Source organism: Alphaproteobacteria bacterium, from assembly GCA_035625915.1.
GTDB lineage: Bacteria > Pseudomonadota > Alphaproteobacteria > JACZXZ01 > JACZXZ01 > DATDHA01.
In genome coordinates, this window is sequence record DASPOR010000020.1 from 1 (window position 1) to 25,469 (window position 25,469).

The window sequence follows — 25,469 nt, forward strand, 5'->3', positions numbered from 1 at the left end:
TCAGATCGCCACGACGAAGCAGGCGACCTTGCGCGATTTGAGGCTTGCGCAAGTGTTGCGGGCGTCCTCGATCGAGTTGAACGGCCCGGCGCGGAGGCGAAAATAGATCCCCCGGTCCGGTCCGAGGTCGGTGCGCCGGACCGCGTGGCCGACGCTTTTCAAGAGATCGTCGTTGTGGCGCAAGAGCCGGTCCCAGGACAGCTCGGCGGTGGTCTCGTCACGCAATGCGCCGAGTTGAATCCACCGGCCGGTCACGTCGCTTCGTATCGCAAGCTCGGGGGTCGCTTCCGCTGCCGAGATTTCCGCCGCGGGGGCATCGGTTGCCGAGGCTACGGGCTCAAGATCGCCCGCGCGGTGACTGTCCGGCGCGAGGTCTAGCTTTTCCGTGTCAGCCGAACCTTGCTCAGCCGACGAGATTTGGGTTGGGGCGCTGTCTCCAACGAGTTTTTCGGTGACAACTTCTTCCCGGAATGCCACGTCGGCGTGTTCCCTGTCGGCGGGAGCCATCTCGGCCACCGCCGTGGAATGCGCATTTTCAATGCCGGCCGACGACTCGATCTCGTATGCCAAGGCGGCGTCCGCCGCAGCGGCGAGCACGTCGGTCGAAGAAAAGGAGGATGTCGAACCCTGAACCGGGATCGCTTGCGCGACGGAGGGCTGAACGGGGGTGGGCTCCCGAGCGGAGGTAGCATCCGCCGTGGGCTTGAGAACGGGAATCGGCATCTCGGCGGGAGCCGCCTGAGCCGCGGGCGGCGGGACGGGAATGGGCTCCTCGATCGGCCAGATATGCGGTGTGGCCGCGAGGGCGTTTTCTGCGAGTACTACGTCGGTCGAAGGCTCAATTTCCTCCAATTCCGCGGAGTCGGCCAAGTACTGCACGCCGTCCAGGGTATCGCGCAGTGCCTCGGACGCCTTTTCCCGGCTGGGCGCACCGGCCGCGGATGCTGGCGCACCCTCGATTTTGATTGGCGCGGATGCTGAAGCGAGCGGTTTCGCGGGCTCCTGGTCCGCGAGGGATGCTGCCGGACGATCGTCCGCCGCCGAATCGTGCGTGTCCGCGGTCAGCGTTGATATCTCGTTGGAAGGCAGCGCGTCAACCGCTGCGGCCTTTGGCGGGGGTGCCGTCGCCTCAACGGTCGGGGCCGCTGCGGGGAGGGTTGGAAGCGGCTGCGATGTCACGGACTGGACGGGGATTGAGCTCAGCTTTTCAATCAGTTCCGGCGAAAAGCTCGCGCTGGGGCTAAATGGCGAGACAGCTTTGGCCGGCTTGGTTGCCGTCGGCGCTGCCTCGACCGTCGGTGTCGTCGTTTCAGCCGAGGCCACTGGCTCCCCGTCGCTCGGAAGAGCCGAAATAGTGTTGTTTGCCGGGGCTTGCGGGGTCGGTATGGCTTTGACACCGGGGTTGAGTATCGCCTGCGCCCTCAATTCCGGGGGTAACGCCCGGAGCTGGAGATAATATGCGACGTTGCTGCGCACGGAGCGCTCATCGAGGTCGATGCGCGCGATCTGGGCTGCCTCGTCTGTCTTGCCCGCGAGACCGAGGACGAGAGCGAGGTTCAGGCGCTGGCGCGGGCCAGCCGCACCGTCCGTGGCGGCCACGTGCAAGGTGTCGATCGCCGTGTCGTAATTTCCCGCAAGTGCCTGAGACAGACCGAGATTGTTCCGCAAATTGAGGTCCGTCGGGCTTAGCGCCAAACCTGCGCGGTAGGACACATCAGCCGATTTGTAGTCGCCGAGAAGGTCCTGGGCAACGCCGAGGCCGTCATAGGCGCTGGCATCCTTTGCGCCAACCAAGGACCTCTGGAATTGCTCGATCGCCCCAGCGGGCTGATTGAGCGACAGAAGCGTGAAACCAAACGCGCGCAAAAGCTCGGGATCGTTCGGCGCCACCGCAAGCCCCGCACGGACCGCCTCGATGGCTTCATTCGGCGCGCGGGCCATATTGAGCGTGTCGGCAAGGGCCACGTAAGCCTTGGGCTGGGTCGGATCGAGCGAAATGGCCCGGCGGTAAAAGCCGATCGCAGAGCCGAGGTCGCCCGAAGCCCGCGTCTTGTCGGCAATGCTCATCAAGGTCGCCGCCGTCACGTTGCCGGGCGTCGTACCCTGTGCTGCCCGACCGGCGATTTCGCCGGCCCCTTGCGGATCGTCGAAGGACGAGCAGCCGCCCAGCATCAATGCGCAAAGCGCCGTTCCGAGCAACGCTATCCGCTTAAACCTTCTTACATTCATGGGAAAACGCCCGGTCATTGCCACACCTTCGACCCGAGAGGGTAGCGCCGAGCTCTTACCGGAAAGTAAATAACACGCCCTATATATCGGTAAATTTATTGGTAACGAATGGCGGAATCGAAGGGTTTTGGAAATTCCCTCAAGAAACTACAATTATAGAAAAATGAATCTAAAATACGAAATTAGTAATTCCGAACCGAAATTCAATAAAATCATTTCGAGTCGAGAAAAATGTTTCGCACGAATTTGCAGCGCTTTTTGGAAATTCGCAGTAATCGATGCACGATCATTCATCCGGGGCGACACCACACGTCCGGCGGGCTTCAATCCGAATTGGTGCGGGCTCGGGTCGACTGCCCGGCGTCACCCACAGCTTTCGCACCGATGCTCTTTCTGGCAAAGGCCGGGGACATCATCTTGAAATCGGTGAATTATAACGCTACGTCTTGACCATTGATCGCCCCAGCCATGCTGTGCGGCGAATCCGAAATTCGCTACACTGGGTGCGAGAGCGTGACCGAATTTCGGATTCAAAGTCACACCAGGAATATATTGTCTCTAGTGTGGTAATCGGGTTTGAAGTTCCCAAACGCGGATGGCGCCAAAATGCTAGTAAATTCAAATCCACCATACTAGGAACTTTAATCCCACCATACCGGGGGGTCGGAAAGCGGACATGCAGCAGCGCGTCAGGGGGACTGGGAGCGAACCGGTTGAGTTGCAACCGGGGATCAGCGTGCGCGAAGCCGCGCAAGAGGCCGAGATCGAGCAGTGGGCTTGGCGTCGGGTGAAGGTGCTGCGACTATTCTACACGCACCTCTCGATCTACGTGATCGTCAACTTCATTATCTTGTTGATCGATGTGTCGACACCGGGAGATCCCTGGTTTTACCAGATCCTGCTCGGGTGGGGCCTGTTCATCGGGCTCCACGCCGCCTACACCTATGAGCTTCTGCCCTGGTCGAGCCGAGACTGGGAGGCGCGCAAAGTGCAGGAGCTGATCGAACAACAACGGGCGCGTTCGCGCGGGCGACGTTATTGATTTCGGGGGGAACTGGCCGTCGGCTACTCAGGCATGCAGGCGCACGCCGCCGACGCGTCGGAAGAATTTCGGGTTCTTGAGGACGTTTTCGGCAATAAGCTTCTCGCTCGAAGTGTCCGCGATATTGCGCAGGCGCACGTGTCGCACGCCTGCGTCGTCGTCCAGCGTCGCGATCACGACCCAGTTCGACGCCAGCATATCCGTCTTGCAGTAAACTTGCCCCGCCTGAACCTCGGCGGCGGGAAGCCCTTCGCGCATCCAGCCCCGCTTCAGCGACGGCATTAAAACGAGCCGCGCCCGCTCCCGTTCGGATTTTTTCATTGACGTCCCCCGATTCGATCGACCGAAGTTTTGATGAGATCCAATTAGAAAACCTCGATCTCCAAAAAGTTGTGACATGGCTGTGACTTCGCCGCATTACCGACGCCCTCAGTCCGTAATCTTTACGGGGTATCCAAATACTGTTTTCAATCTGTTACATTGTAATTCTGCCTTTTTACTTGAGGACGTAAAAGCCATGCCATCTTGCGCCGTAGCACTCAAGCCGGCGTGGTAACCGCCTTGCCGACGTTGCGACGCAATGCTTCCGTGGACAGGCTTCAGCCGCAAGCGAGACTTACTCGTGAACGCGTGAATTTTCGAGCAACCGAAAGTGCCCTTCAATGACAGCCATCGACGTCCAAGCATCCGACCTCATCATTCGCAACGCAGACTTGATCGACGGTACAGGAGCCCCCTCCCGGCGGGGCGATCTCGCGATAAAGGACGCGCGCATCGTCGCCGTCGGCTGCCTCGCCGACGTCAAGGGGGCTCGCCAGATCGATGCGAATGGCAAGGCACTCTCCCCAGGATTTATCGACGCGCATACCCATGACGATCGCGCCTTGTTGAGCGACCCGCTGATGAGCTGCAAGGTTAGCCAGGGGGTCACGACAGTCGTGACCGGCAATTGCGGCGTGAGCCTCGCCCCTCTCAAGATCGATGGCCGCCCCCCTCGCCCGCTCGACCTCATCGCCGAAGCCGGCGGTCAGTTTTTCGCGCACTTCGGGGATTACCTCGCGGCACTCGACCGCGATCCCCCGGCCCTTAACGCTGCGTGCCAAGTCGGCCATTCGACGTTGCGGGTCGCGACGATGGATAACCTCGAAAGACCGGCGAGTGCTAAGGAAATCAAAGCCATGCGGGTCAAATTGGAGCGTGCACTTGAAGCCGGCGCCATTGGCTTATCGACCGGCCTCTGGTACGCGCCCGCGGTTTCCGCGCCGACTGAGGAAATCATCGAAATTTCCCGTCCCCTCAAGGAGTTTGGAGCAATCCACACGACCCACATGCGCGATGAGGCGGAGGGCGTGTTCGATGCGTTGGAAGAAACTTTCAGGATCGGACGCGCGGCAGAGGTGCCCGTCGTCATCTCCCACCACAAGGTCGTCGGCCGACCAAATCACGGCCGCACCAGCGAAACCTTGGCGCGGATCGAAAAGGCGCGCGGGCAGCAGCCGATCGGCCTCGACGTTTATCCCTATATCGCAAGCTCGACCATACTTGACGCGAGCCGCCTTGAGGGCGCTACCAAGGTCATCGTGACGTGGTCGCGCGCCCACCCTGAATTTAACGGGCAGGACCTCGCGGCGATCGCCGAGAAGATGGGCTGCAGCATGGCGGTGGCCGCGGCCAAGCTGCAGCCGGCCGGCGCCATTTATTTCGTGATGAGCGAGGCGGATGTGCGCCGCGTACTCAGTTACCCCCACACGATGATCGGCTCCGATGGCCTTCCTCACGACGAACACCCGCATCCGCGTCTCTGGGGAACCTTTCCCCGCGTCCTCGGCCACTATGCGCGCGACGTCGGCTTGTTTTCGCTCGAGGAAGCGGTTCGACGCATGACCAGCCTCCCCTGCGCTAGGTTTGGACTGAAAAATCGAGGCCGGCTGGAACCCGGCTACTACGCGGACTTGGTCCTGTTCGACCCCAAGACCGTTAATGATCTGGCGAACTTCGAACAGCCCAAAACGGCGTCGGCCGGCATCGGCCTGGTCATCGTCAACGGCCGCATCGTTTGGGAGGATGGAAAACCAACCGGTGCGCGCCCCGGCAAAGCGCTTCGTCTCGCGGACCTCGGCGCAATGGGGGCCGAGCCATCGCCGAGCACGCAAGGATAAGCCGAGATATCCACACCGCCCATCCGGCCCGACGGAAGTGCGTGGCCAAAATGGACTCGCCGTGCTGATCCAATAACGACGCAAACAGCGTGAAGGAAAAAATTTAAAAAAATCCATTTTTTATTTTTCTAATATTTTATAAAGACAATAATACGGCCAGCGTTTTTCATTTTTTATTATGCCATTAGTAATTTTTTAACGCTCCCCTACTTATTTTCTTACAGCTTGCTTTCATGCGAAGGGGTGCCACGATGATTGGTTTTCTCCAACGTCTCTTGCGCGACGACGCCGGGGCCACGGCGGTCGAATATGGATTGATTGCAGCACTCATATCGATTGCCGCCGTCGGGGTAATGGCCACCGTCGGCACCAATCTCACCACGACGTTCACCAACGTCGCCAACAACCTCTGACCGAGGGGTGTTTGGGCGGTCATGCGCCGCCGCGCAAGTCTTGTCCGATTAGGCTAAAGTGCTGCCGAAATGGCGGCGCTTTAGCCTCGCTTCTTCGATTCGATGCGTTGCGGGAAATCCTTACCGCGGATCGATCGGTCACAGCGCCGGGCTGGAATTCTCGTCGAACGGTGCTTCGGCTTCTGCCCCAGCGACGCCATGCGCCGAAGGCGCGAAATAAAGCACCCACCGTGGTTCCGCCCCAGCCACTCCGGTGCGATCAGGCATCAAAATCACGCGCATCTCGTCGTTGATACGTCCGACCATGTAGCGATATGGGTTGCCGCCGCCGGAATTTCGCTCCGTCAATGCGCAGATCCGCATCATGAACGCCATGGCCGCCTCCAGCCCTACCGATCGTGGAATATTAGCGGAGATGGCGCCTTAGGACAGCACGTCCGCGAGAAGCTTGTGTGGCTTTTGAACCCGAAACTCGCTCACGGTCCGGCACCCGGAGAGGGCGAATTTCGAATTTGCCACTCGAGGTGGCCGCGGCACTCACATGAAGCGAACACCGACCTCGGTGTTTTTGCGCCACACGACCTCGCAGTCCCGCGACCCGCCGAACGGTACGCGAAGCGTGAACTCTTCGGGGCACAACAGCATATCGGACGGCTTGATCCTGGCCCCTCCTTCGGAGAGATCCATGACGATGCAGTCCATGGTGCAACTGCTGGCGCTGTAAATGATACGCGCGTGCCTCAACACGCGGTCGCGTTGCTGACGTCGTTTCTCATGGGTCGAATACTCGCGAACGATTGTCCGCCCTGCCGCATCGACGATGCCGAGCCCTGCACTTGCAAACGCCACAAGAACGCCATTCGCAATCGCGTGCGCCGCGGCTGCGGTAATGTTCGGCTCGACCGAACGAACCGCTTCGGCAACCAAGTCGGCCACGTCCTGCCCGTCCATCGAACTTTCGGTAAGCCGCTTGCCGGCTGTTTGATTTACGGTCGATGCAAGCATGTCATTCTCCACGTCGCCGCACGGAATTAACCGATTTCCGATCCGCACAAGCGACTTATTGCGCCCATTCCATTCCTAACATAGCAACAATCGTGCCCGGCCGGTTAATCCAGCTGCGTCAAGGGTCTAGCGGCAAATGCGTGGTTAATATTTTTTCCGGCTCGGTACATATACGCTCCTCGTGTAACGCCGTCCGCGGCATCTTTTGCCGCGATGGCGAGCCGGATCGTTACCGAGTGTGGCTTTGAATCCGAAATTCGCTCACGGTCCCGCACCGAGCTTTAGCGAATTTCGGATTCACCACGCTAACTCTCCGTGCCCGCGGACTTCGGCACATCGTCGAGTGAAATCTCGACCGTCAAATCCCCGGCAAGCCGCTCGAGAACGTCCCTCAGCTCGGCAATTTTCAACTCACCCGGCGTGCGCAAGAGCGCCGTGGCGCGAAAGAGGCTCGTGCCGGACCACGAACCCTTGACGATCTCGGTCGCCAACTCTTCGATATTGACGCCGCGATCCTCGAGTGCGCGGGCGATGTCTCGGACGATCCCAGGGTGATCGTGCCCCATGACCTCAAGCTTGAAGCTATTGGGCGTCGGCGGCATCACTTCGTTCAAGCCGCGTTCGATAGTCAAATGGAGGCCCAGCGTTTCGAGCTCCCGTAGCGAGGTGATGAGCGCTTCGGCATCCGGCTCGGGAACGCTCACCAGAACGATTCCGGCGAACTGCCCCGCCAAGTGCGCCATCCGGCTTTCGAGCCAGTTGCCGCCGGAGGCCGCCACTTTTTCCGATAATGCACGAACCAAGCCGGGGCGATCCGAGCCGATCGCCGTGAATATGATCGATGCTGCCATTGATCGCCCCCGATTGCCGCGCAGACGAATCGAGCTTCCCTGTCCAAATCCTAACACAAGACGGGTCGAACGATGCGGAGCGAACGCGTTCGAACGATCCAATTTTGTCGACGCGGCTAAAATAAAATTAGCGTGGCGGGAATTTCTTCATCACATGCGCCACGGCGAGCGCGTTTCCAGAATCGTCGAGGGCTTTGATCGTCCATTGGTAGGAATGCTGCCCGCTCGGCGGGCACGGACCTCGATAGGAGAAGGCGCCACGCTTGACCTCGGATTGACCGCTATACGGAAGGGTGCCTCCGCCGTGAGGATAGTTCGGCGCATCGAGATCCTTCATCTCGAAATTGAGCGATTTGGTTCCATCGGGGACGCCACTCAAAGTGAAGGGCGGCGACTGGGGATCGAAGCAGGATGCGGTCCCCTCCCACGTAAAATCAACCAAGAATCCGGCCGCCGATAGAAGTGCGGCATCCACCGTCAAGCAGACCAGCACCGCCGCCGCCGCGCACGCCCAATTCCGCATGACGTCACCTCACCCCCCACTCAGCGCCTGCACGATCTGCACTTCGTCGGCTGGAGAAAGTGCGCGCGCCATGTCGAACGTTTGAACACCATTCACGAAAAAGCGCATGTGCGGACGCATCCTATCCTGCTCGTCGATCATGCGAAACCGAAGGCCGGGATATTGACGGTCGAGGTCGGCGAGCAGTTGGCCGATGGTCGCACCCGCCGCCTCCACGTTCATTGCTTTTGTGTAAGAGCGCAAGGCGCTCGGTATCAGGACCTTCATGGTGGTTTCGATCTCAAGTGCGCCCCGGTGTCGTAAGAGGCCTTGGTCGCATCGTGCGAAAGCAATCGCACTCTCAAGATACGTCCGCAATCTCCACGGCATAGATCTCGGGAAGGTGTTCCACGATGCGAGTCCAGCGCTCTCCTTCGTTCCGGCTCATCCAAAGTTCGCCGCTCGTCGTACCGAAGTAAAGCCCGACGGGATCGCGGGAGTCGCCGGACATGGCCTGGCGCTTCACCGTCCACCATGCCTGGCTCTTCGGCAGCCCCGCGTCGAGGCGACGCCAACTCTTGCCGCCATTTCGGGTGACGTACGAAGAGGGAGCGCCTGCCGGACTCGTCCGCGGCCAAACACTCGTACCGTCCATTGGGAACACCCAAGCGGTATCGGCGTCGCGCGGGTGTATGACGAGCGGAAAACCGATATCGCCGACGCGTTTCGGCATGTTCTTTCCGATCCGCACCCATACCTTTGACGGACGGTCGAGCCGGTAAATCCCGCAGTGGTTCTGTTGGTAGAGGCGATCGGGATTGCTCGGGCAAAGGCGCACGCAATGGGGATCGTGGAAGGCGAAGTTAGATGCGTCGAACCCTTCGACGACCTCGAGTCCATGAATGATCGGCGTCCAGCTCTTTCCGCCATTGATCGATTCATGAACACCCCCGCCCGACATGGCGAGGTAGAGGTGATTGCGATTGCGGGGATCGACAATTATCGAGTGAAGCTTCGGTCCGTCGGGCGTGCCATCTTGCGGGCCGCCTGCCCGCGACTTGAAAGTCGGGTCTTCGTTGAAGCCCGATTGGGATTCCCACGTGACGCCGCCATCGTCGGAGCGGAAGAGGCCTTGGGGCGAGGTTCCGGCATACCATACATTGGGTTCGCTTGCGTGGCCCGGGGTAAGCCAAAAGGTGTGATCGACGACGCGACCCTTCTCCCCCTCGGGCGCTTTCGGGAAGGCGGGCGGGCGCCGTGCCTCTGTCCAGGTGCGGCCCCAATCGGCCGAACGAAAGACGGTCGGGCCGAGATGGCCGGTCTTGGCGGCTGCCAAGAGGGTTCGTCCATCGCGCGGATCGAGCACGAGGTGACTGACAATATGGCCGAGAAAGTGCGGTCCATTGGCCCGCCAGCTCTTTCGCGCGTGGTCGCCGTGGAAGAGCCAGGCGCCCTTGCGCGTGGCGACGAGGAGGCTTAATCGCACCTTACGCGATCGTTGCGCCGTGCGGCGCGCTCGCGCGCTCGTTCGTCGTGGTGCGGGAGCAGGTTTCTTCGTCGTGCGCGCCATCACTCACTCCTTTTCCAACATATAAATTGGGCCGGTGCGGTGGGCATTGCGCGGAAATACGCGCATCCGTCGACATGCGCTGCGCGGAGCGGAATCTGTTATCCGAACTCGATTCGTCGCGCGACCCCTCATCGCCGATAGCCTAATCCGGAAAGCAAGAGGCGACAACGCCTGGCAGATCATGCCGGTTGAAGTGACATCCTTTCATGCTCGTGTGTGATTTCGATCACTGTCCGGGATTCTTTCACGGTCTAGGGTTCCCCATCGTGCGGAGCAAGATAGGCACAAGGGAGGGTCCACCGTGATCTCGCAAACCATATATCGAAACGAAGAATGGGTTGCCGCGAACGACGATTTCGCAACGAGCAAAGTCGAGTCTGGGGTCGTTGCATTTGGCCTGGTCGCAGCCCTGTCGCTCATTGGTGCGACACTCTTCCCGCAATATGCGGCTTTGCTCGGCCAGCTCTTCTAAGTTTCCGCGCTCAGCAGACCGACTACTTTTTACGACGTCGTTCCGGGTGGATTGAAGCGGGATACGAAAATCCTCAACGGCCGATACCGTTCTCTCGACCGCATGAGTGGGAGAAACCTAGCGTGGCGGATTTGTAGTTCCAATGTTTTTGGCGGCAGCCACATTTGCGATCATCAATTCCGAAGACCGCACGAGATACAATAGATGCATTGTGCGCCTTTGAATCCGAAATTCGCTCCCGGTCTCGCACTCAGTTAGGGCGTCGGATTCGCCGTTCGAGGGTCTCGACCGCACGCGCCTTTTACAACTCATCCGCGTGGATAACCGGCAGTGCGACCAGATCGGGATGACTTGCCATTGGCGATTGGATGCCGCGGACAATCGCGAGTCCCTCGCGCCCCGAATAAGTGAAGGGCAACTCGCATCCAGGCGCGATCGGCCCGCGCCTGACCGTGCGGCCGATATGACGATAACCCGCCGAATCCTTGAGTTTGAGCTTCAGATAGTATTCCTGAATCGATCCACGATCGGCCATCGCCGCCCCCGAATACGCTGCCTTCGTGTTTAGTAAAACGTCGAGAAGGCTATTCGCGATTGTTGCCGTGTCAACGTTGCGATTGGCGTATCTACCTTCGCGGCAGCGACCGCTACCCCTTTTGGACAATGTCAAAATCCAAAAAATTTGACATCGTCCCAGAAGCCGGCATCGACATCTCACGCCACGGTTGCGCGCAAATTTTTGTCGCGACCGCGACAACGAGACCGGTCGCTTTTGCATTATATTACGATGCCTGGCGGGCCTTCCGACAATGACGACACCGATCGCACCGCTCGATCTGCCGTTCACAAGCAAAAGATTGTCATGCTAACGATAGGCGCACGCGCACGCAACTCAACTCATAATTTGCTGGCCTGGTCGAGGTTCGGCGACGTTCCGCGCGAGTTGAGTAGTCCGAAAGAAAGCCCACGTTGTCTTTCGCGACCTTCTTGCGATAAGCCCGATTCGCGATAATGCCTTGCACTAATACTCGCAAAACGGTTAACGCAAATAGTTAATTTTTGCGAGGGGTATTGAGAGGAAATCGCGGAACCGGACGAGCCGGTTTCGCGCGGGGTCCGAACCACGGGCGGAAAACGGAGCTTCGAAGGACGATGGGGCGCGGCGACGATAGCTTGAGCCTGGAACGGCTTATCGAAACAGGGCGATTTTCGCGCCGCGCGCTCGGGTGGCTGATTACCAAAGAGCGCATCACCCGGCTCGACCAGCTCGCCCGCCTGACCCGCAAGGAATTGCTTAGCATGCCGGGTATTGGTCCTGGCAACCTGGCGCGCCTCGAGGCGATATTGGCCGATCACAACCTTTCGCTTTCGCCGAGTCAATCCAAGACACGAAAACACAAGTAATTTCAGCGAAATAGCGCAGGCCTCGCGAGCGCGATTACCCCAAGGTCTAATCCCGATTAGCTGCTATTCCCTACCAATTGCGGATATCGTGTATCCTTTGGTTAACATATCCTGTCGAGCCGTTTTTTTGATTAGGGGACCCAACTAAGTGTCCCCTGTGTTCGAGGTGCGGTTACCCCGTCTTTCCTCCCATGGTCAACGGGGTGTTCGAAAATGCCTCGAACTTTCACTCACCCCGCCTCGCGCGGGGTGTTTCTTTTTCGTGACCTCGAAAGGGCGTTGCACGGCATTTCGTCCCAACATAGTCACAAATTATCGCATTCCTTAGTCCAAGCGGAGGTTCGCCGATCAATATCGGTATTTCACGCCATGCCGTCCATTCGGCGGGAGCAGCATTGTGCTGAATGCGCGATATTCGTGCGCCTGTGCGGTGGATTTGAAGTTCCTAAATTTTGCTGGCATTTGCGTTTTGGAACTTCAAATCCGAATACCACAAGAGATACGACATATGACTGGTGTGGCTGTGAATCCGAAATTCGCTCCCGGTCCGCCCCCCAAATATGGCGAAATTCGTATTCGCCACATGAGTGGGGAATAAATTTTCTCGCGGGAAGCTCAACCGCAAGCGCACACCGGATGTGGTAAGGTCGCTTGGCTCTCAAACTGGGGTGAGCGCCGCCATCGGCCGCCTAAGGGAGATCAGATGCAATGACGATGAACTTGACCGAAGCCCGGTCGGCCCGCTTCGCCCAAGCGGCGCTTCGCATAATGACGGGATTGCTTTTTCTCGAGCACGGATCTGCGAAACTCTTCGGCTTCCCGGCGACACCGAATGCCGGTCCGGGATTTTTGTCGCTGGGGTGGTTTCAAGCTATTTTGGAGTTCGGTGGCGGTCTTTTGATCGCACTCGGGCTCTTTACTCGCCCGGTTGCGTTCGTTCTGTGCGGCGACATGGCGGTTGCCTACTTCATGGCGCACGCGCCGAAGAATTTTTTTCCGGTCGTGAACGGGGGCGACGCGGCGATCCTGTATTGCTTTATTTTCCTCACCCTCGCCGTCACGGGCGCAGGCGCTTTGAGCCTCGACGGCGCCAGAAAATAGGGACGTCCTCCGCGGATCCGTCTGCGAAACGCCAACCTCGCCTTTCTTAGCGACGTATATCGCGGCAGGCGAATCGGACCGCAGGACATTGCCGTCTGTGGCGTAACTACGGATGGACCCTCAGCCAACGAGGATCCCGGGCGCGCCTGCCATGTCCGCGCGCCCAGCGACTAAGCCCCGCCGTGGCCCCGCAAGGAACCGGCGGGGCTTTTCTTTTTTCACTGAAGCCGTATTCCTGGTAGGGTGACAGCTTTCCGCGACCCGTCTTGCCGGCTGTGGCTGATTGCCAAAGGCTATCATGCCCTACCGCGTGATGCTGATACATAAGAGCGGTGAGCGCGAGACTCGCGATGTATGGACATCGCAGCGGCGCACGCCGGTGATTGGCGAGGTGATCGAGCTTCCGATCGATACCCGCATGGTTCGGGCTATTGTGAAAGGGATCGCGAGCGCGCCGGCGGATCGGTCCGATGCGGACGCACTATATGACGTGATCATTGCCAAGGAAATCTGACCGCGAAAGCCCAGGCAACACCTCGTGGGGTACTCGGATTTTCGGATGTTGAACTGCGTCTTCGACGATTCCGTGATCTATCGTGCGCGACCCAAATCCCCGAACTCTTTCACCACGACCGCGACGGTACCGCGACCACCTGGCACTTCATCGCTGCATTGTAATTATGTGGAAAGCCTTTTTCCTCGCCTTGACCCATCTCTCTTTCGAACCGCCGCATTTCCACCTCGCTGTGGGTAATCCAAAAGCGAGCAGTCCCAAGCTTTCCCGCCTCCAAAGTCTTGGCGGACGATACTTTTGCGCCCCCCCAATCTCAAATTCCTGGGGCAAAATTGGCGATGTGAGATGGTCACTTTACCCCGCTCCGGCGGGGTTTTCTTTTGCCCATTGCCCAATCCCGGCCGACAATCCTGCCGATTGCCTTGACGGGCAAGTGGAACAAGCGCTCAAACCCATTTTCGGTTCGTGAGAAGAGCCGGTGCGCGATAGGGGATTTCCCTTATAGACAAGCCTGGTCTTGTGGGCGGAGCCTAACGTTCGGGAGCTATGCAAACCTAACTTTTGCGGTCGGGCCATGCGCGAATGGGGGCTTACGATCCTGGTGACGGTGATTGCCGGGATCGTCTTCGGCGTCTTGTCCATCTGGTTGTATCCAACGGACTACGAGTTGCGGCACGATATCGCGACGGAGACGTGCGCGAGGTATCGCGCCGCAAATGTAGCCGCAGTCAAATCGAGCTCCATTGCGGCCAACGTCACTGGCGAAAAGGCGATGAGCGATTGCATGGGAAAATGGGGTTTCGCTTCGCCGTGACGGCCACGACCGAGAATGAATATTCAACGCAACAAAGGAAAAGCCCCGCCGGGAGGCGACCGGCGAGGCTAAAGGATGCCGGGGGCATGTAAGGGTAACCATGCAGGCCCGGCTCACAGGATGCTTAGAAATACGCTACAGCAACTTCGACGCGACCGATATACGTACTGACTCTGATGTCACCGTGGTTCGATCGACGAAGAAGCCGCAGCAGGGGAAACGGCAAGCCGGGCTCGCGCGTCCCCTCGCCTGCCGTCAGCTTTGTCGCCGGGGGATTATCCTCCGTGTCGCTCGGAGATCCTCCGTGAGGCACTCCATCGGCTCGATCGGCGCAACTCGTGAGTGTAGGTCCAGCTCCGATGCAATCGGTTGAGCCGACTCTGCACTTGCAGGCCGTCGTGCCAATCCAACGAGTCTACGCCGCAAGTGCTAGAGATGCTTTTGCCAGAACGAAAGCGTGCGATCCCATGCATTTTCGGCGGCCCGCCGATCATGCGCATCGACGCGTTGCTCGTTCATGAAGCCGTGCTTGGCGTCATAGCGGAAAATCTCCGCGGACTTGCCCGCCTTCTTCAATCCCGATTCAAATTCGTCGACCAATTTTGGCGTGCACCAGTCGTCGTCGTTTGCGAAGTGTCCTTGCAGTGGAACGCGAACATTGGCGGGACTGGCCGCGTTCGCTGGTGGTAATCCGTAGAAGCAGACGGCTGCCGCGAACTCGGGAATGCGCACCGCCCCAAGCACAGTGATCGCTCCCCCCAAACAGAACCCGGTGAGGCCGACCCGGGGTGCCGTGATCTTGAGAAATTGCGCCGCACCGCGCACCGCCTGGTCGGTCGCCTCGATGAAATTAAGCGAGCTCATTTCGCGGTTCGCGGCTTCGGTGTCGTGATAAGGCACCGCAGTGCCCGCATAGAGATCCGGAGCAAGCGCCTCATAGCCAGCGGCGGCAAAACGATCGCAGATGCCTTTGATTTGATCCTGAACGCCCCACCATTCCTGAATGACGACGACGCCAGGTGCATTAGCATGAGCCGTCTTGGCGAGATACCCGGTCGCCTTGCCCCCATCCGGTTGCTTGAATGTGATCGTGGTTCCCATAACCGCCTCCCCATGCCGCGCGTCGGCGCGCGTACCAACAGCTTACACGCGCTGGTGCTGCCCGAAAACGCTGTTCGGCGTCCTTCGGCACAACACGGGGCACGAGTTGGCAAAGCCTCTGATTCAGGTTATATGCGGTGTGAATGCTCGCCGAGGGTGTCTGCCGATGAACATCTGCCCATGGGCCGCGGTTGGCAAGTGGAGCGCTGGCGTCCTGCTGTTGGTGTTGCTTAGCGTCTCCGCGTGCAATCCACCGAAAATCACCTGGGCCAAGGAAGGCGCCACGCAGGACGACGTTACCGGCGACGAGAAGGACTGTGTCGCTCAGTCCGGCAATTACAATTTCGTCGTGGACCCCGCCACCAGTGGTCCGCTCGGTCTTACGGACGAGCAAGCCGACGTCTACCAAGACTGCATGGCGCAAAGAGGTTATACGTCCCAGTAGGCACGCGGCACCCGTCGCCTATCATGATCGCCCAACCATCGAATACGAGCGCAGCACATCGTTGGCCAAAGCGTTGGGATCAACGCCCGACGGTTTGAAGGCTCCTCCGGCTGAAGCACAGTGAAAAGCCGTCATCCCACGCTTGGCGATATTCCGCCTGCGAGGCGTAACGCTCATCGTCCTTCGGCTCATCGGGGCTCAGAGCATTGTCCGCCCTCGCGCGTCCCGCCTGGCACCCGTCCCACCATGCCGCCTCGTCGGGATTTGGTTGCACGCCACCGCACGCCGGCAGCAAGAGGGCGGCTGCCAGGAGCACGGCAGAGATGGCTTGGCGTCCGCGCACTCGAACCTCTCTCGTTTGATTTAATTACATAAATGCCGAAGATCGCCCGTCCCCAACGGTGTCCACGAAGGTGAAAAATACGCGGGTAGATGGCGATCGCGTCCGCAATTTTGTCTTGTGCTCGTTGAGACAGTCCCAGGGCGTCGACTTTAAGCACGGCCGCTGATGCCGGAGACCTTCCCCGGCAACTGGTCCAAGATGCTTTGCACCCGCCCTCGCTCGCCCCGCGCAAGCCGCCATGCCTTCCGCGGCCGTTCGACCCTGCCAGCCCCACCTCGATCCTCTCACGGGTCAGGTAGGCTGGCTTCAAAATAGTCGAGGCTGCCACGGCAAACCATCTCGCCTGGGGGAACGCGAGATTACATGGCACGCTAATCATCCGCGTGCGGTCGGCCCGTACCGGTGTGCGGCGGGCCTACCGCGTGACGCGCTTGAAGCTTGTTGCTTGGCTAAAGTTAACTATCGAATTGGAAGAGCCTGCGGCGGAAGATGTGGACTGCGGCGGCGCTATGCCCAAAACTGTCTTAATCTGTGCGGGGATCAGGACCTGTCGTCCATGAGCGTACCGGCTCCGTTGAATGCGAATAACATTGGAGATTTCCTCGAATTTTGGCTGACGAACGACGTACTGTCGGCAGAAAGTCAGGCGGTGTTGGATCGCTATTACGCCAGCTATAAGCGGAATTTCGGACTTTACGTTAAGCACTGGTATTCCCGACAAACCGAAGAGTTGACGAATCTCATACACTCGCTTTCTCACCCAACCGTTCTCGAAGTTGGATGCGGTTGCGGCACAGAGTCGCTTTGGGCTGCAATGCGTGGCGCAGAGGTTGTCGGAATTGATATCGCGGACGACCTTCTCAAGGCGGCTCAGGAGCGTAAGGAGTGGTTACAGAAGGCGAGCGGCCGGGAACTTGCGTGCGATTTCCGAAAGATGTCCATTTTGTCTACAGATGGCCTGGGACCGTTCGACATTGTCTATATGGAACAGGCATTTCATCACCTCGAGCCGCGGGCGGAGGTTCTTCGGAAGACCGCCGAACTGGTGCGGGCGGGCGGTTGGCTGGTCATCTCGGAAGCCAACGCGTGGAATCCTCTTTTGCAGCTCAACCTGCTGAGGGTCCGTGGAACGACCACGATCGCTTCCGTCGATGGTCATCCCTGGGGTCACGAGCGCATAACCGTCCCTGCCGCGCTCTTACGACAATTCGGGAAGCGCGACTTTGCGAGAGTGCAACTCACGTACTATCGCACGTTGCCAAACATGAAGTTAGGCGATCGTCTTCTCTCCCTGGACAGGCGCATTCCGCAGTGGTTGAAGCCTCTATTCACGCACTACAACCTCGTGTTGAGAAAAAGCGATAAGCGCTAACCGCACACGGCGTGCCCGCCTTCCCCACTGCGAGCACGACGGGTTGGCCTGCGCCGCAGCAAGAGCGCGCGATCGCGGCCGCAGCCACGGCGTTCGCACAAGACGTTCGCCTATTCGTCCGAATGCCGATCTCGGGCAAGGAACACCCCACGCTTCGGTCAGCTGTCGTGGCCTTCGTCGGGGCACGCTTCGGTGGGGTTTTCTTTTGTGTACGGGAGCGCGGCCCCGGAATGCTGCGTGCTGGTTTGTCACTCCGAATTTGGAGGGAGAGAATTGTAGAGGTCGAGGACCGCCTCAAGGTAATTGCCAAACCTGTGTTCGTCACAGTAATGGCGTATCCGTTCTTGCTGAGCATTAACTTCGGTCGCCGTCAGGTTCCTCATCCCTTGTCTCCCATCCGAGCTTGCGAAATTGAGGCCGCTCATAAAACCCTGCGCCCATGTGAAGAACTGATCCTCTACGGCAGGAACCGCGCGAATTGCATTGGCGAACTGAGTGCAGGTCATTGCCCCGTAGCCGGTAGGGGCGGCTTCACTTGCGGCGTCTGCTGGGCCAGAGAGGAAAATCATGAGGATGAGGCATAGTTTGCGCACGACTTCCCCCTCTTTTGCCCCGTGTCGTCGATACCCTGCTTCGGCGTCGGGTTTCTTTAGCACAGACCCGCGAAAATGGAACATATATAGAACATCTTGAGCGCGACCTTCGAGCCGGACTGGGATGGCCGGGTATCCAACGGCACTATCCGCATCACAAAATAGCGCGACTCGGGAAATTCACATTGGCGGAATCGCGTAAAGGTTATAATTATTAACAAAGAAGCGATTCGCGAGAGGGTATTCGCCATGGAAGAGGAGAGAGAGCGTCAGATCGATGCCGCCAAGAAAGTCATTTGCAGCGCCATAGAACAGCAGCACATCTGCGGTTACTGTAGCGTTGCCCTTATGACGGAGGCGGAAAAAGCACGGCGCGTTTGCGATCGCTGCGAACCCCTCCTGAACAAAAGTGGCTAAACCCCGAGTCGGTCCGCCAACCTCGCTTTACCCGCTATTGCTTTTGCCACGGCCGCGAGCGACGGTCTCGTCGCGAAAATCAATTAAGCTCGTAAAGTCGCATCCTATCGAAAAATCGGGCTAGAATAAGCGCGATGCGGGGGTCGCCCTGGCGCGTTCGCAATCAAGGGCCGCTACCGGTGGGCTCTTGTTTTGGGATCTCACATGGAACTCAAAGCCAATTATTTGATCGTTGCCGGGTTCGTCGCGACGCTCACAGTTGGAATTTTCTTTTTTGTGATATGGCTCACGGGTGGCGCCACAAGCGTGGCGTACACGGAATATCGAGCGTACTTCACGGGCTCGGTCACCGGTCTGGAAGTTGGCAGCATTGTGCGCTATCGCGGAATGCGGGTCGGGAGCGTCACAGGACTGAATATCGATCCGAACAATTCATCGCAGATTGAAGTGGCGATGCACATCGAGACCGGCACGCCAATCAAGCAAGACACCGAAGCGTCGGTTAGCGCAAATTTGGTTACCGGCCTCGCCGTTGTCGAGCTATCGGGTGGTCTTGAGGAATCACCCTTGCTCAAGCCTTTGCCGGGCTTTCCGGTCGCGATCATCAGGTCCCATCATTCGTCATTTGAAAACCTCGTCCAATCGGTATCGCAGTTCCTCGTCAGCACGGAGCGATCTCTGAACGATCGCAATCTCGAGGCGATCTCCAACAAGCTTGATGACATCAGGTCGACGACGGGGGCCATGGCGGCAAACGATAAGCAAATCCGGGCCGCGATTGACGATGCCGCCGCGACCGTTCACGGGCTCAGGGACATGTCCGTCTCCCTCGACACCCTGATCACGAACGCGAATACCGACGTTGGCCCAATGGTGGATTCGGTGGCAGGACAGGCCGACCGCGCGAATGGCCAGATTGATCAGGTCGCTGACGACTTGCATCGCATGTCGCAGTCGATCACGCGGGTATCGGATGAACTGGAGGCCGCAATTTCGGGGGACCGCCCCGAGTTCAAGGATCTGACCAATCGGGACCTCCCTGAAGCGAGCCAGTTCATACTCGAAGGGCGCAGGATGATTGAAGAAGTGACGCGCGTTGTTGACAAGTTCGACGCCGAAGGTGGGCGCTATCTGTTCGGCAGCGATCAGCAAGGGGTTCCCGAACGTTGAGCGCGCTGCTTTCGCAGAGCGGTCGACACCGATAAGCGTCAAACCAAGCACTGCAGGTGCCCGCGCAAAACGCTGTATTTTGCGGGAACAACTGCCAAAAATCCCCATTCATCCCCCTGCCATGCTGGGCGGGGCTCCCTCCCAAATCAGTTCGCTCAATTTCTCGAAGTGCGGCGTGTGACCCATCTCACATACATGACCGTGGCTTTCGTGCTCACATGCCCTCAAACAGTCGAGAACCATAGGTAACGGCCATGGCCCACTATCGATGCTTTTTCATGGATTTCTCCCAAGCGCTCACCAAATCTGACGCCTTCGACGTTACCGGTGACGGCACGGCAATCGCGAGAGTCGCTTCCCTGATCCGCCAGCGAGGATACGAAGGGTTCGGCGTCGAGCTGTGGCAGGACACTAGACTTGTCCACCGAGAAGGGCCGATTGCTCCTGAAAGCTGATCCCGTGAACGCTCCGGTCCTGAGGTCGCGCCTCGGTTATCGAAGTTTTCGCCGTTAGGAGCAATCAAGCCGGTTACGGTCTCCCGGAGCCAACATAAATTGTTCGGCCAGTGCGCGACCCACGCGGTCAGGATTTTGGTGGCCACGCGCACAGATAGACGTTGCGAGATCCGCTTTCCGGATGGCGTCGAACACCAGGGCCCGCCCGGGAGCCAAATCGACGGCTCGGCGCTTGCTGGCAATCGTGAACGACGATACTCTTTACGCCTAAGTCGGTGGATCGGTCACTCATCCGCGAAATGCCAGATTCGACCTGCGTCGTGGCCCAATGAACATTCCGAGCGCCCTATTTCCCGGCAAGCTGGAATTGTCGACGAGTGAGATGCCGGTGATCTCGTCTGCGGACTCCTTGCGCTTTCCTTGCGTAAGCGCTTGCAGCGCATTTTAGACAAGTCCAATCATTGGCCAGGGCGGTTATCGTTATGTCCAAAGTGGAAACGAGGGAGTCATCGTTATGAGCACGAATAGGCGAAGGTTTCTCGCCGCATCGGCGGGACTTACCGCGGCGGCGATCTTCAGGCCGGCGATTGCCCAAACCAAGCGAATGCGCTTTGCGGTGGGACCGCTTTTGCCGACACCGGAGGATACCAAGAAGGCCTTCACGCCGATTTTCGCGCATCTCGCGACCGAACTCGGCGTCGACTACGACTTGGCTGCGACCACCGACTGGGCGGGCTTGGCGGTGGCCATGGGCGGCCAGCAAGTGGACGTCGCCTGGATGGGACCATGGGGTTACATCATCGCGAACAACGCAACCAATTGCCAAGCTGTCGCCACTGTAAAATACGACGACAAACCGATCTATTACGCGATCATAATCGCACGCCCCGAGCTGGAAGTCGGCGCATTCCCGGACAGCACCAAAGGCAAGTCGATTGCATTCGCGGATGTCGGCTCGACCTCGGGGTGGTTGATCCCGACCTACTACGCCAAGGAGGTATGGAAGATCGACCCAAAAACTTTCTGGACCTACAGCGAAGGCTCGACCCACGCATCGCACGAGATCGCCGTCAGTGCCGGGCAGGTGGATCTGGCGACGGACTTCGACCGCAACCGCAACGCAATGATCGCCGCTGGGAACGTGAAGGCGGACTCGAACAAGATCGTGTGGACATCGGATCCGTTGCCGAACGATGCCATCGCGCTTCCGTCTGACGCATCGAAAGAACTAATGGCGCAGGTGCAACGGATCCTAACGTCAGTCACGCCGGAGCAAGCCAAGGCGTTGCTCCCTCCCCGCTACACCGGCTTCGTTGCCGCGACGCATGCGGACTATGCGATGATCGAGAAAGCGGGCATCGCTGTCGGCAAGATCAAGGCGAAAGCGTAGCCGGGTGATGAACGAAGCCGGCCGTAGCGGGCTCGCGTTACCGGCTGATGCCAAAAGCATAAGCCCCGCACAACACATGCTCGACGAGCTGACGAAGCGTGAAAGCGGCGTCACCGCCGCCCGCCTGCGCTTCTGGTTCATTGTTGTGGCGGTGATCGGCTTCTATCTAGTCGCCGGGCACCTCGCGCAGATCGACCCCGGCAAGCTCGCGAGCGGGATACCTAAGCTTGGGCGCTGGATCGCGCAAGCTTGGCCGCCGAAAGTGGACGAGCTGCCGCTCTTCCTGCAGCGCACCGCTGAAACCGTGGCTATGGCGGCGATCGGCACGACATTGGCCACAATACTTGCATTGCCGATGGCGGTGCTCGCCAGCCGCAACATTACGCCCCTGCCCGTGCTTTACCATCCGACGAGATGGTTCCTCAACGCGCTGCGCGGTATCGATTCCTTTGTGTTCGCATTGTTGTTCGTCGCCGCTGTGGGGCTCGGGCCCTTCGCCGGAGTACTTGGAATTGCGCTTCATACCTGGGGCAGCACCGCGAAATTCTTCGCTGACAACATTGAAAATGCCAATCTTGGCGCCTTCGACGCCGTGCGGACGACGGGCGCCAGCCGACTGACGGCCATCGCATACGCTTTATTGCCCGACCAAATGCCGGTTATGCTCTCGACGACGCTCTTCTGGTGGGAATTCAATGTGCGCGCGTCTACCGTGCTAGGGGTCGTCGGCGCCGGCGGCATTGGGCAGGAGTTGAAGAACAGCATGGACCTCCTCGACTTCGCGCGCTTGTTCACAATTATCGCCGTCATACTCGTTGTCGTTACCGCGCTCGACCAGCTCTCGGGTTGGCTACGCCGGCGACTGGTCTAGACATGCCGGTCGAGGCCAGCACCAAGTGGGCGCGGGCGAGCCCGAGCGACGCCTCTCGGGCACCTCGGCTTATCGTCCAAGGCCTAACCAAAAGCTTCAACACGCGCGCCGCCCTCACCGACGTGAGTTTTTCGGCGTTCGAGAACGAATTCGTGGCCATCCTCGGGCCAAGCGGCGCCGGAAAGACGACGCTATTTCGCTGCATCGCCGGATTGCGTCCGCCCGACAGTGGGACCGTGCGGCTTGACGCGGATGACGCGCCTCGATCGAACCGGAGCAGCCGGCGGCGCATTGCCGTCATTTTCCAGCAGTTCAATCTGGTGAGCAGACTTACAGCACTGGAAAATGTGCTCGCTGGCCGGCTCGGCTATGTGCCCGCCTGGCGTGGATGGTTGCGCCGGTTCGATCAGTCGGATCGACTCCTCGCACTCGAATGCCTCGACCGCGTGGGTTTGCTTGGCCAAGCGACGCAAAGGGCGGACATGCTCTCGGGCGGCCAACAACAACGGGTAGCGATTGCGCGCGCGCTCGCGCAACAGCCGAGTATCATTCTCGCCGACGAGCCGGTCGCGAGCCTCGACCCGCATGCCGCGGAGGGAGTGATGTCTCTGCTTCGGACGACCGCGCGCTCCGAGGGAGTTGCGGTTGTCTGTAGCCTTCACCAAGTGCACTTTGCGCGATCATATGCGGACCGCATTATCGGCCTTTCGAACAGTCGGGTTGTCTTTGCCGTAGCCGCCGATCAATTCGACGAAGCCGCTTACTCGCGCCTCTACGAACGCCCGGCAGACCCGCTCACGGCCGTTGATTGACGGTACGAATCAATGGAATTCTTGCGCGTATGGGCGATTATCCGATGCATGACTGTTCACGTGCCTCTTATGGGTCATTCGTGGAAGCCGCGGCAACATCCCCGACCGTCCGCCCTAGTTAGGCTCGCGATCTGCTGGTCGTCCCGCGGCTTTCAGCTGCATGTGAGAATTTGCGAGATACCCACACGCTAGAAAGCCCTATGCGACCGAATTTTATCGCAAAAAGTGTAAATGGTGAACCGCCGCTGATACACGGCAAAAGTATTGAAATAGGTGACTAATACCCGAATGGGTAATTGAATCTGTTTCAACCAGACGGATGCGTCAAGTGCGCTAGCTAAATAGTTTATAAAAATCAATCAATTAAACGCAAATTATTCTGGCACAACCGTTGCACGAATTTTCATGGCGACACGAGCGATTTTGTCGTGCCTGCCCTGCGTCGCCCGGCGAGATTCTATGTCGCGTCGAGCGCACACCTCCCGCAAAGAAAGAGGTCCGTCAATCAATCACACGCGTTCAATGTGGAAGGAGAACACGATGCGTAAGGTTCTTTTCGCGGGAATTTCCGCGTTTAGCCTGGCCGTCGCCTTCGGCTCGACGGCGTCGGCCAATCCGTTCGAGAGTGCCAATATCACCAACAGCGTTGTCTCGGCTTCGGCCGGGTTCATGGGTGACATCACCAAGACCACGACGACGACCAATACCATCACCACGACGGTGACGGCGACCCAAACCTTGTCGCAGATAAACACCGACAGCCCAGTCTACATCACGGGCTACGGTGGTGACGGGGGTGACGGCAATGGCGGCAAGGCCCATGCGTCGGGTGCCAATGCCCATTCCCATGCTGGCGGCAGTGCTGCCTTCGGCGGGTTCGCGGTTGGTGTTGGCGGTGACGCGAACAGCTCGTCAACCGGCGGCAACGCGTCGAACAACAACTCCGGCACAGCTGGTAACGGCATCCATCAGCATGCCAAGGGCGGTTCGGCCCATGCTGGTGGTGGGACAGGCGGTAACGCCGGAAGCAACAACGGCGGTGGCGCATCATCGACCGGCGGCATCTCGACTGCGGCTGGCGGTGATAACTCTGCAGTTGGTGGCGATGGTGGGTCTGGCGGCGGCGGCGGCGGTGCAACATTTGCAACCGGCGCTATTTCCATGGCCCTCACCAACACCGCGGGCGTTTCGAACCTGAGCGCAAGCTCAGGCCTTGTGAACAACTCGGCTTCGATGACCAACATCGCAGCCAACGCCTCGATTACTTTTGCGCACTAAGCCTCGTGGCAGCGGCCGGCGGACTTCGGTTCGCCGGCCAACGCCTCCCAAAATCGCCGGCACAAAGCCCGTCACTGACTGATCCGTCTGCATGACGATGCTAGAGGCCGCCAAGTGCCGACTGCATCTGGATGCCTGACGGTTCAGTTTTTGCCACGCTTGACGGTGCCCAATTTCGAGCATGCCCGACAATGCAGTGTTGCACCGAGTCTGCCTCGGCGCCCGGCTTCGGTCAGTACCCAGGGACGGAGGCGGAATGGCGGGTTATGGCGCACATGCTGGCTATGGCCACAGTCAAGTTCGGCGACCCAGTGACCATCGCTGTCGCGGTGAAAACCGACGATGCGACGCGGTATCCCGTCCAAACCTTCAATGCCCATCGACCGTCGCCTCTCAGTCTCACCCAGGCAACTCCCGGTCATCGACCACGATGGCCCCGCGAGAAGTCCCCGGCTGCGGAGGCGCTCACGATCAGCTTTCGCCGAGCGCGGATTTCTTTGGAGTGCGCTGCAGTGACTTACCGAATAATTACAATTTTGGACATCACGTATGACAGCCCTCTTGCGCAAAGTGTAAATCGCGAGCCGCTCGCGATACACCTCTAACCCTTTGGCAAATTTTACCAATGCCCAAAAGATTGTTTGGGTTCGTTTCATGCACGCGAGCCTTACGAATATGCCCGTAAATTTGTGTTAAGGATCAGTAATTTAGGTTCATATCCCCTGGCATGACCATTGCTTGTTAAGGTTACCGGTCGTGCGGCGGATCGTGCTGCAGTGGCCGTGCCCTGCTCGACTGGGGAGCAAAGCGTGTCGGGCGAACACCTCGGGCAAAGCAACAGGGATATAAAACAAGTCAATCGGTAATGACGAACATTGCGACGAATGCATCGATTACTTTCGCGCACGAAGTCAACGGGTCGCGGCTGGCTCATTTCCTCCCGCCGGCGAGCGACCCTTTCCGTCGGTAAAGCGACGAGCTAATCGTCAAACGGCTCGACAGGGAGAGTGAAATGAAGGTCATGATGGTCCTTGTAACTGCGGTGGCCTTTGGGCTTGGAAGCATGGGTGCTGCATTGGCGGCGGACGCGATCGTCAGCCTCGATGGTCTCAAATCGGTCGGGGACAGCACGCTGTCCCAAATGCA

28 protein-coding genes are annotated in these 25,469 nt (G+C 58.9%); 16 read left to right on the plus strand and 12 right to left on the minus strand.

The genetic code is table 11. The annotated features are described in order from the left end of the window. Positions 1–2,229: a tetratricopeptide repeat protein gene (locus tag VEJ16_01835; GenBank protein ID HYB08393.1), complete on the minus strand. Its 2,229-nt coding sequence runs from the start codon at positions 2,227–2,229 to the stop codon at positions 1–3. A 676-nt stretch (positions 2,230–2,905) separates the two neighbouring features. Between VEJ16_01835 and VEJ16_01840 the strand changes: the two genes are divergently transcribed. After that, positions 2,906–3,271 (plus strand): 2TM domain-containing protein, encoded by a 366-nt coding sequence (locus VEJ16_01840; GenBank protein ID HYB08394.1) that lies wholly within the window; start codon positions 2,906–2,908, stop codon positions 3,269–3,271. 27 nt (positions 3,272–3,298) lie between these two features. Here VEJ16_01840 and VEJ16_01845 read toward each other — a convergent pair whose 3' ends face one another. Further along, on the minus strand, positions 3,299–3,592 hold the full coding sequence (locus tag VEJ16_01845) for a hypothetical protein (protein ID HYB08395.1): 294 nt from the start codon (positions 3,590–3,592) through the stop codon (positions 3,299–3,301). A 341-nt stretch (positions 3,593–3,933) separates the two neighbouring features. Between VEJ16_01845 and VEJ16_01850 the strand changes: the two genes are divergently transcribed. After that, positions 3,934–5,430 carry a D-aminoacylase gene (locus VEJ16_01850; GenBank protein HYB08396.1) on the plus strand — a complete coding sequence of 499 codons (1,497 nt, stop codon included), beginning with the start codon at positions 3,934–3,936 and terminating at the stop codon, positions 5,428–5,430. Positions 5,431–5,684: 254 nt separating this feature from the next. Next, positions 5,685–5,843 (plus strand): Flp family type IVb pilin, encoded by a 159-nt coding sequence (locus tag VEJ16_01855; GenBank protein ID HYB08397.1) that lies wholly within the window; start codon positions 5,685–5,687, stop codon positions 5,841–5,843. 138 nt (positions 5,844–5,981) lie between these two features. Here VEJ16_01855 and VEJ16_01860 read toward each other — a convergent pair whose 3' ends face one another. From VEJ16_01860 to VEJ16_01885, 6 genes are all read right to left on the minus strand, one after another. After that, on the minus strand, positions 5,982–6,218 hold the full coding sequence (locus VEJ16_01860; protein HYB08398.1) for a hypothetical protein: 237 nt from the start codon (positions 6,216–6,218) through the stop codon (positions 5,982–5,984). Positions 6,219–6,380: 162 nt separating this feature from the next. Then, positions 6,381–6,848: a PilZ domain-containing protein gene (locus VEJ16_01865; protein HYB08399.1), complete on the minus strand. Its 468-nt coding sequence runs from the start codon at positions 6,846–6,848 to the stop codon at positions 6,381–6,383. A 305-nt stretch (positions 6,849–7,153) separates the two neighbouring features. Continuing rightward, the gene (locus VEJ16_01870) at positions 7,154–7,699 is read right to left on the minus strand and encodes an ACT domain-containing protein (protein ID HYB08400.1); all 546 of its coding nucleotides are present in this window, start codon (positions 7,697–7,699) and stop codon (positions 7,154–7,156) included. 127 nt (positions 7,700–7,826) lie between these two features. Then, a complete protein-coding gene (locus tag VEJ16_01875; protein ID HYB08401.1) occupies positions 7,827–8,222 on the minus strand; it encodes a phospholipid-binding protein in 396 nt (131 codons plus the stop codon). 9 nt (positions 8,223–8,231) lie between these two features. Beyond that, positions 8,232–8,489 (minus strand): MoaD/ThiS family protein, encoded by a 258-nt coding sequence (locus VEJ16_01880; GenBank protein HYB08402.1) that lies wholly within the window; start codon positions 8,487–8,489, stop codon positions 8,232–8,234. 73 nt (positions 8,490–8,562) lie between these two features. Further along, positions 8,563–9,687, minus strand: a complete 1,125-nt coding sequence (locus VEJ16_01885) for a glycosyl hydrolase (protein HYB08403.1) — start codon at positions 9,685–9,687, stop codon at positions 8,563–8,565. A 385-nt stretch (positions 9,688–10,072) separates the two neighbouring features. Between VEJ16_01885 and VEJ16_01890 the strand changes: the two genes are divergently transcribed. After that, on the plus strand, positions 10,073–10,243 hold the full coding sequence (locus VEJ16_01890) for a hypothetical protein (protein ID HYB08404.1): 171 nt from the start codon (positions 10,073–10,075) through the stop codon (positions 10,241–10,243). Between the two features lie 301 nt (positions 10,244–10,544). Here the strand turns inward: VEJ16_01890 and VEJ16_01895 are convergent, their stop codons facing one another. Continuing rightward, complete coding sequence (locus VEJ16_01895) at positions 10,545–10,778, minus strand: hypothetical protein (protein ID HYB08405.1); 234 nt, start codon at positions 10,776–10,778, stop codon at positions 10,545–10,547. Between the two features lie 617 nt (positions 10,779–11,395). Here VEJ16_01895 and VEJ16_01900 point away from each other — a divergent pair. The 4 genes from VEJ16_01900 to VEJ16_01915 all read left to right on the plus strand — a co-directional run bounded on the left by VEJ16_01900 (position 11,396) and on the right by VEJ16_01915 (position 14,076). Continuing rightward, positions 11,396–11,647 (plus strand): hypothetical protein, encoded by a 252-nt coding sequence (locus tag VEJ16_01900; protein ID HYB08406.1) that lies wholly within the window; start codon positions 11,396–11,398, stop codon positions 11,645–11,647. 714 nt (positions 11,648–12,361) lie between these two features. Continuing rightward, entirely contained in the window at positions 12,362–12,748 is a 387-nt protein-coding gene (locus VEJ16_01905; protein HYB08407.1) for a DoxX family protein, read from the plus strand. Positions 12,749–13,046: 298 nt separating this feature from the next. Continuing rightward, positions 13,047–13,262 carry a hypothetical protein gene (locus tag VEJ16_01910; protein ID HYB08408.1) on the plus strand — a complete coding sequence of 72 codons (216 nt, stop codon included), beginning with the start codon at positions 13,047–13,049 and terminating at the stop codon, positions 13,260–13,262. Positions 13,263–13,836: 574 nt separating this feature from the next. Beyond that, complete coding sequence (locus tag VEJ16_01915; protein ID HYB08409.1) at positions 13,837–14,076, plus strand: hypothetical protein; 240 nt, start codon at positions 13,837–13,839, stop codon at positions 14,074–14,076. 429 nt (positions 14,077–14,505) lie between these two features. Here the strand turns inward: VEJ16_01915 and VEJ16_01920 are convergent, their stop codons facing one another. Beyond that, positions 14,506–15,177 carry a dienelactone hydrolase family protein gene (locus VEJ16_01920; protein ID HYB08410.1) on the minus strand — a complete coding sequence of 224 codons (672 nt, stop codon included), beginning with the start codon at positions 15,175–15,177 and terminating at the stop codon, positions 14,506–14,508. 166 nt (positions 15,178–15,343) lie between these two features. Here VEJ16_01920 and VEJ16_01925 point away from each other — a divergent pair, with 166 nt between their 5' ends. Beyond that, positions 15,344–15,622 (plus strand): hypothetical protein, encoded by a 279-nt coding sequence (locus VEJ16_01925; protein HYB08411.1) that lies wholly within the window; start codon positions 15,344–15,346, stop codon positions 15,620–15,622. Between the two features lie 79 nt (positions 15,623–15,701). On the opposite strand, the gene VEJ16_01930 is transcribed toward VEJ16_01925, so the two are convergent. Beyond that, positions 15,702–15,965, minus strand: coding sequence for a hypothetical protein (locus VEJ16_01930; GenBank protein HYB08412.1), 264 nt, complete (start codon positions 15,963–15,965; stop codon positions 15,702–15,704). Between the two features lie 445 nt (positions 15,966–16,410). Here VEJ16_01930 and VEJ16_01935 point away from each other — a divergent pair, with 445 nt between their 5' ends. From VEJ16_01935 to VEJ16_01965, 7 genes are all read left to right on the plus strand, one after another. Further along, complete coding sequence (locus VEJ16_01935) at positions 16,411–17,337, plus strand: class I SAM-dependent methyltransferase (GenBank protein ID HYB08413.1); 927 nt, start codon at positions 16,411–16,413, stop codon at positions 17,335–17,337. A 1,214-nt stretch (positions 17,338–18,551) separates the two neighbouring features. Beyond that, positions 18,552–19,517 carry an MlaD family protein gene (locus VEJ16_01940; GenBank protein ID HYB08414.1) on the plus strand — a complete coding sequence of 322 codons (966 nt, stop codon included), beginning with the start codon at positions 18,552–18,554 and terminating at the stop codon, positions 19,515–19,517. A gap of 278 nt (positions 19,518–19,795) precedes the next feature. Continuing rightward, on the plus strand, positions 19,796–19,972 hold the full coding sequence (locus VEJ16_01945; GenBank protein ID HYB08415.1) for a hypothetical protein: 177 nt from the start codon (positions 19,796–19,798) through the stop codon (positions 19,970–19,972). A 514-nt stretch (positions 19,973–20,486) separates the two neighbouring features. Then, on the plus strand, positions 20,487–21,362 hold the full coding sequence (locus VEJ16_01950; protein HYB08416.1) for a phosphate/phosphite/phosphonate ABC transporter substrate-binding protein: 876 nt from the start codon (positions 20,487–20,489) through the stop codon (positions 21,360–21,362). A gap of 7 nt (positions 21,363–21,369) precedes the next feature. Further along, positions 21,370–22,233 carry a phosphonate ABC transporter, permease protein PhnE gene (gene phnE, locus VEJ16_01955; GenBank protein HYB08417.1) on the plus strand — a complete coding sequence of 288 codons (864 nt, stop codon included), beginning with the start codon at positions 21,370–21,372 and terminating at the stop codon, positions 22,231–22,233. A gap of 2 nt (positions 22,234–22,235) precedes the next feature. After that, positions 22,236–23,045, plus strand: a complete 810-nt coding sequence (gene phnC / locus VEJ16_01960) for a phosphonate ABC transporter ATP-binding protein (GenBank protein HYB08418.1) — start codon at positions 22,236–22,238, stop codon at positions 23,043–23,045. A gap of 540 nt (positions 23,046–23,585) precedes the next feature. Next, positions 23,586–24,323 (plus strand): hypothetical protein, encoded by a 738-nt coding sequence (locus VEJ16_01965; GenBank protein ID HYB08419.1) that lies wholly within the window; start codon positions 23,586–23,588, stop codon positions 24,321–24,323. A 143-nt stretch (positions 24,324–24,466) separates the two neighbouring features. Here VEJ16_01965 and VEJ16_01970 read toward each other — a convergent pair whose 3' ends face one another. After that, positions 24,467–24,679 carry a DUF3565 domain-containing protein gene (locus VEJ16_01970; protein ID HYB08420.1) on the minus strand — a complete coding sequence of 71 codons (213 nt, stop codon included), beginning with the start codon at positions 24,677–24,679 and terminating at the stop codon, positions 24,467–24,469. Positions 24,680–25,469 lie beyond the last annotated feature (790 nt).

Excerpts from the sequence above, each read along its gene's own strand:
- VEJ16_01835 (HYB08393.1), bottom strand. The coding sequence starts at position 2,229 with ATGAATGTAAGAAGGTTTAAGCGGATAGCGTTGCTCGGAACGGCGCTT.
- VEJ16_01840 (HYB08394.1), top strand. The coding sequence starts at position 2,906 with ATGCAGCAGCGCGTCAGGGGGACTGGGAGCGAACCGGTTGAGTTGCAA.
- VEJ16_01845 (HYB08395.1), bottom strand. The coding sequence starts at position 3,592 with ATGAAAAAATCCGAACGGGAGCGGGCGCGGCTCGTTTTAATGCCGTCG.
- VEJ16_01850 (HYB08396.1), top strand. The coding sequence starts at position 3,934 with ATGACAGCCATCGACGTCCAAGCATCCGACCTCATCATTCGCAACGCA.
- VEJ16_01860 (HYB08398.1), bottom strand. The coding sequence starts at position 6,218 with ATGGCGTTCATGATGCGGATCTGCGCATTGACGGAGCGAAATTCCGGC.
- VEJ16_01865 (HYB08399.1), bottom strand. The coding sequence starts at position 6,848 with ATGCTTGCATCGACCGTAAATCAAACAGCCGGCAAGCGGCTTACCGAA.
- VEJ16_01870 (HYB08400.1), bottom strand. The coding sequence starts at position 7,699 with ATGGCAGCATCGATCATATTCACGGCGATCGGCTCGGATCGCCCCGGC.
- VEJ16_01875 (HYB08401.1), bottom strand. The coding sequence starts at position 8,222 with ATGCGGAATTGGGCGTGCGCGGCGGCGGCGGTGCTGGTCTGCTTGACG.
- VEJ16_01880 (HYB08402.1), bottom strand. The coding sequence starts at position 8,489 with ATGAAGGTCCTGATACCGAGCGCCTTGCGCTCTTACACAAAAGCAATG.
- VEJ16_01895 (HYB08405.1), bottom strand. The coding sequence starts at position 10,778 with ATGGCCGATCGTGGATCGATTCAGGAATACTATCTGAAGCTCAAACTC.
- VEJ16_01900 (HYB08406.1), top strand. The coding sequence starts at position 11,396 with ATGGGGCGCGGCGACGATAGCTTGAGCCTGGAACGGCTTATCGAAACA.
- VEJ16_01905 (HYB08407.1), top strand. The coding sequence starts at position 12,362 with ATGAACTTGACCGAAGCCCGGTCGGCCCGCTTCGCCCAAGCGGCGCTT.
- VEJ16_01910 (HYB08408.1), top strand. The coding sequence starts at position 13,047 with ATGCCCTACCGCGTGATGCTGATACATAAGAGCGGTGAGCGCGAGACT.
- VEJ16_01915 (HYB08409.1), top strand. The coding sequence starts at position 13,837 with ATGCGCGAATGGGGGCTTACGATCCTGGTGACGGTGATTGCCGGGATC.
- VEJ16_01920 (HYB08410.1), bottom strand. The coding sequence starts at position 15,177 with ATGGGAACCACGATCACATTCAAGCAACCGGATGGGGGCAAGGCGACC.
- VEJ16_01925 (HYB08411.1), top strand. The coding sequence starts at position 15,344 with ATGAACATCTGCCCATGGGCCGCGGTTGGCAAGTGGAGCGCTGGCGTC.
- VEJ16_01940 (HYB08414.1), top strand. The coding sequence starts at position 18,552 with ATGGAACTCAAAGCCAATTATTTGATCGTTGCCGGGTTCGTCGCGACG.
- VEJ16_01945 (HYB08415.1), top strand. The coding sequence starts at position 19,796 with ATGGATTTCTCCCAAGCGCTCACCAAATCTGACGCCTTCGACGTTACC.
- VEJ16_01950 (HYB08416.1), top strand. The coding sequence starts at position 20,487 with ATGAGCACGAATAGGCGAAGGTTTCTCGCCGCATCGGCGGGACTTACC.
- phnE (HYB08417.1), top strand. The coding sequence starts at position 21,370 with ATGAACGAAGCCGGCCGTAGCGGGCTCGCGTTACCGGCTGATGCCAAA.
- phnC (HYB08418.1), top strand. The coding sequence starts at position 22,236 with ATGCCGGTCGAGGCCAGCACCAAGTGGGCGCGGGCGAGCCCGAGCGAC.
- VEJ16_01965 (HYB08419.1), top strand. The coding sequence starts at position 23,586 with ATGCGTAAGGTTCTTTTCGCGGGAATTTCCGCGTTTAGCCTGGCCGTC.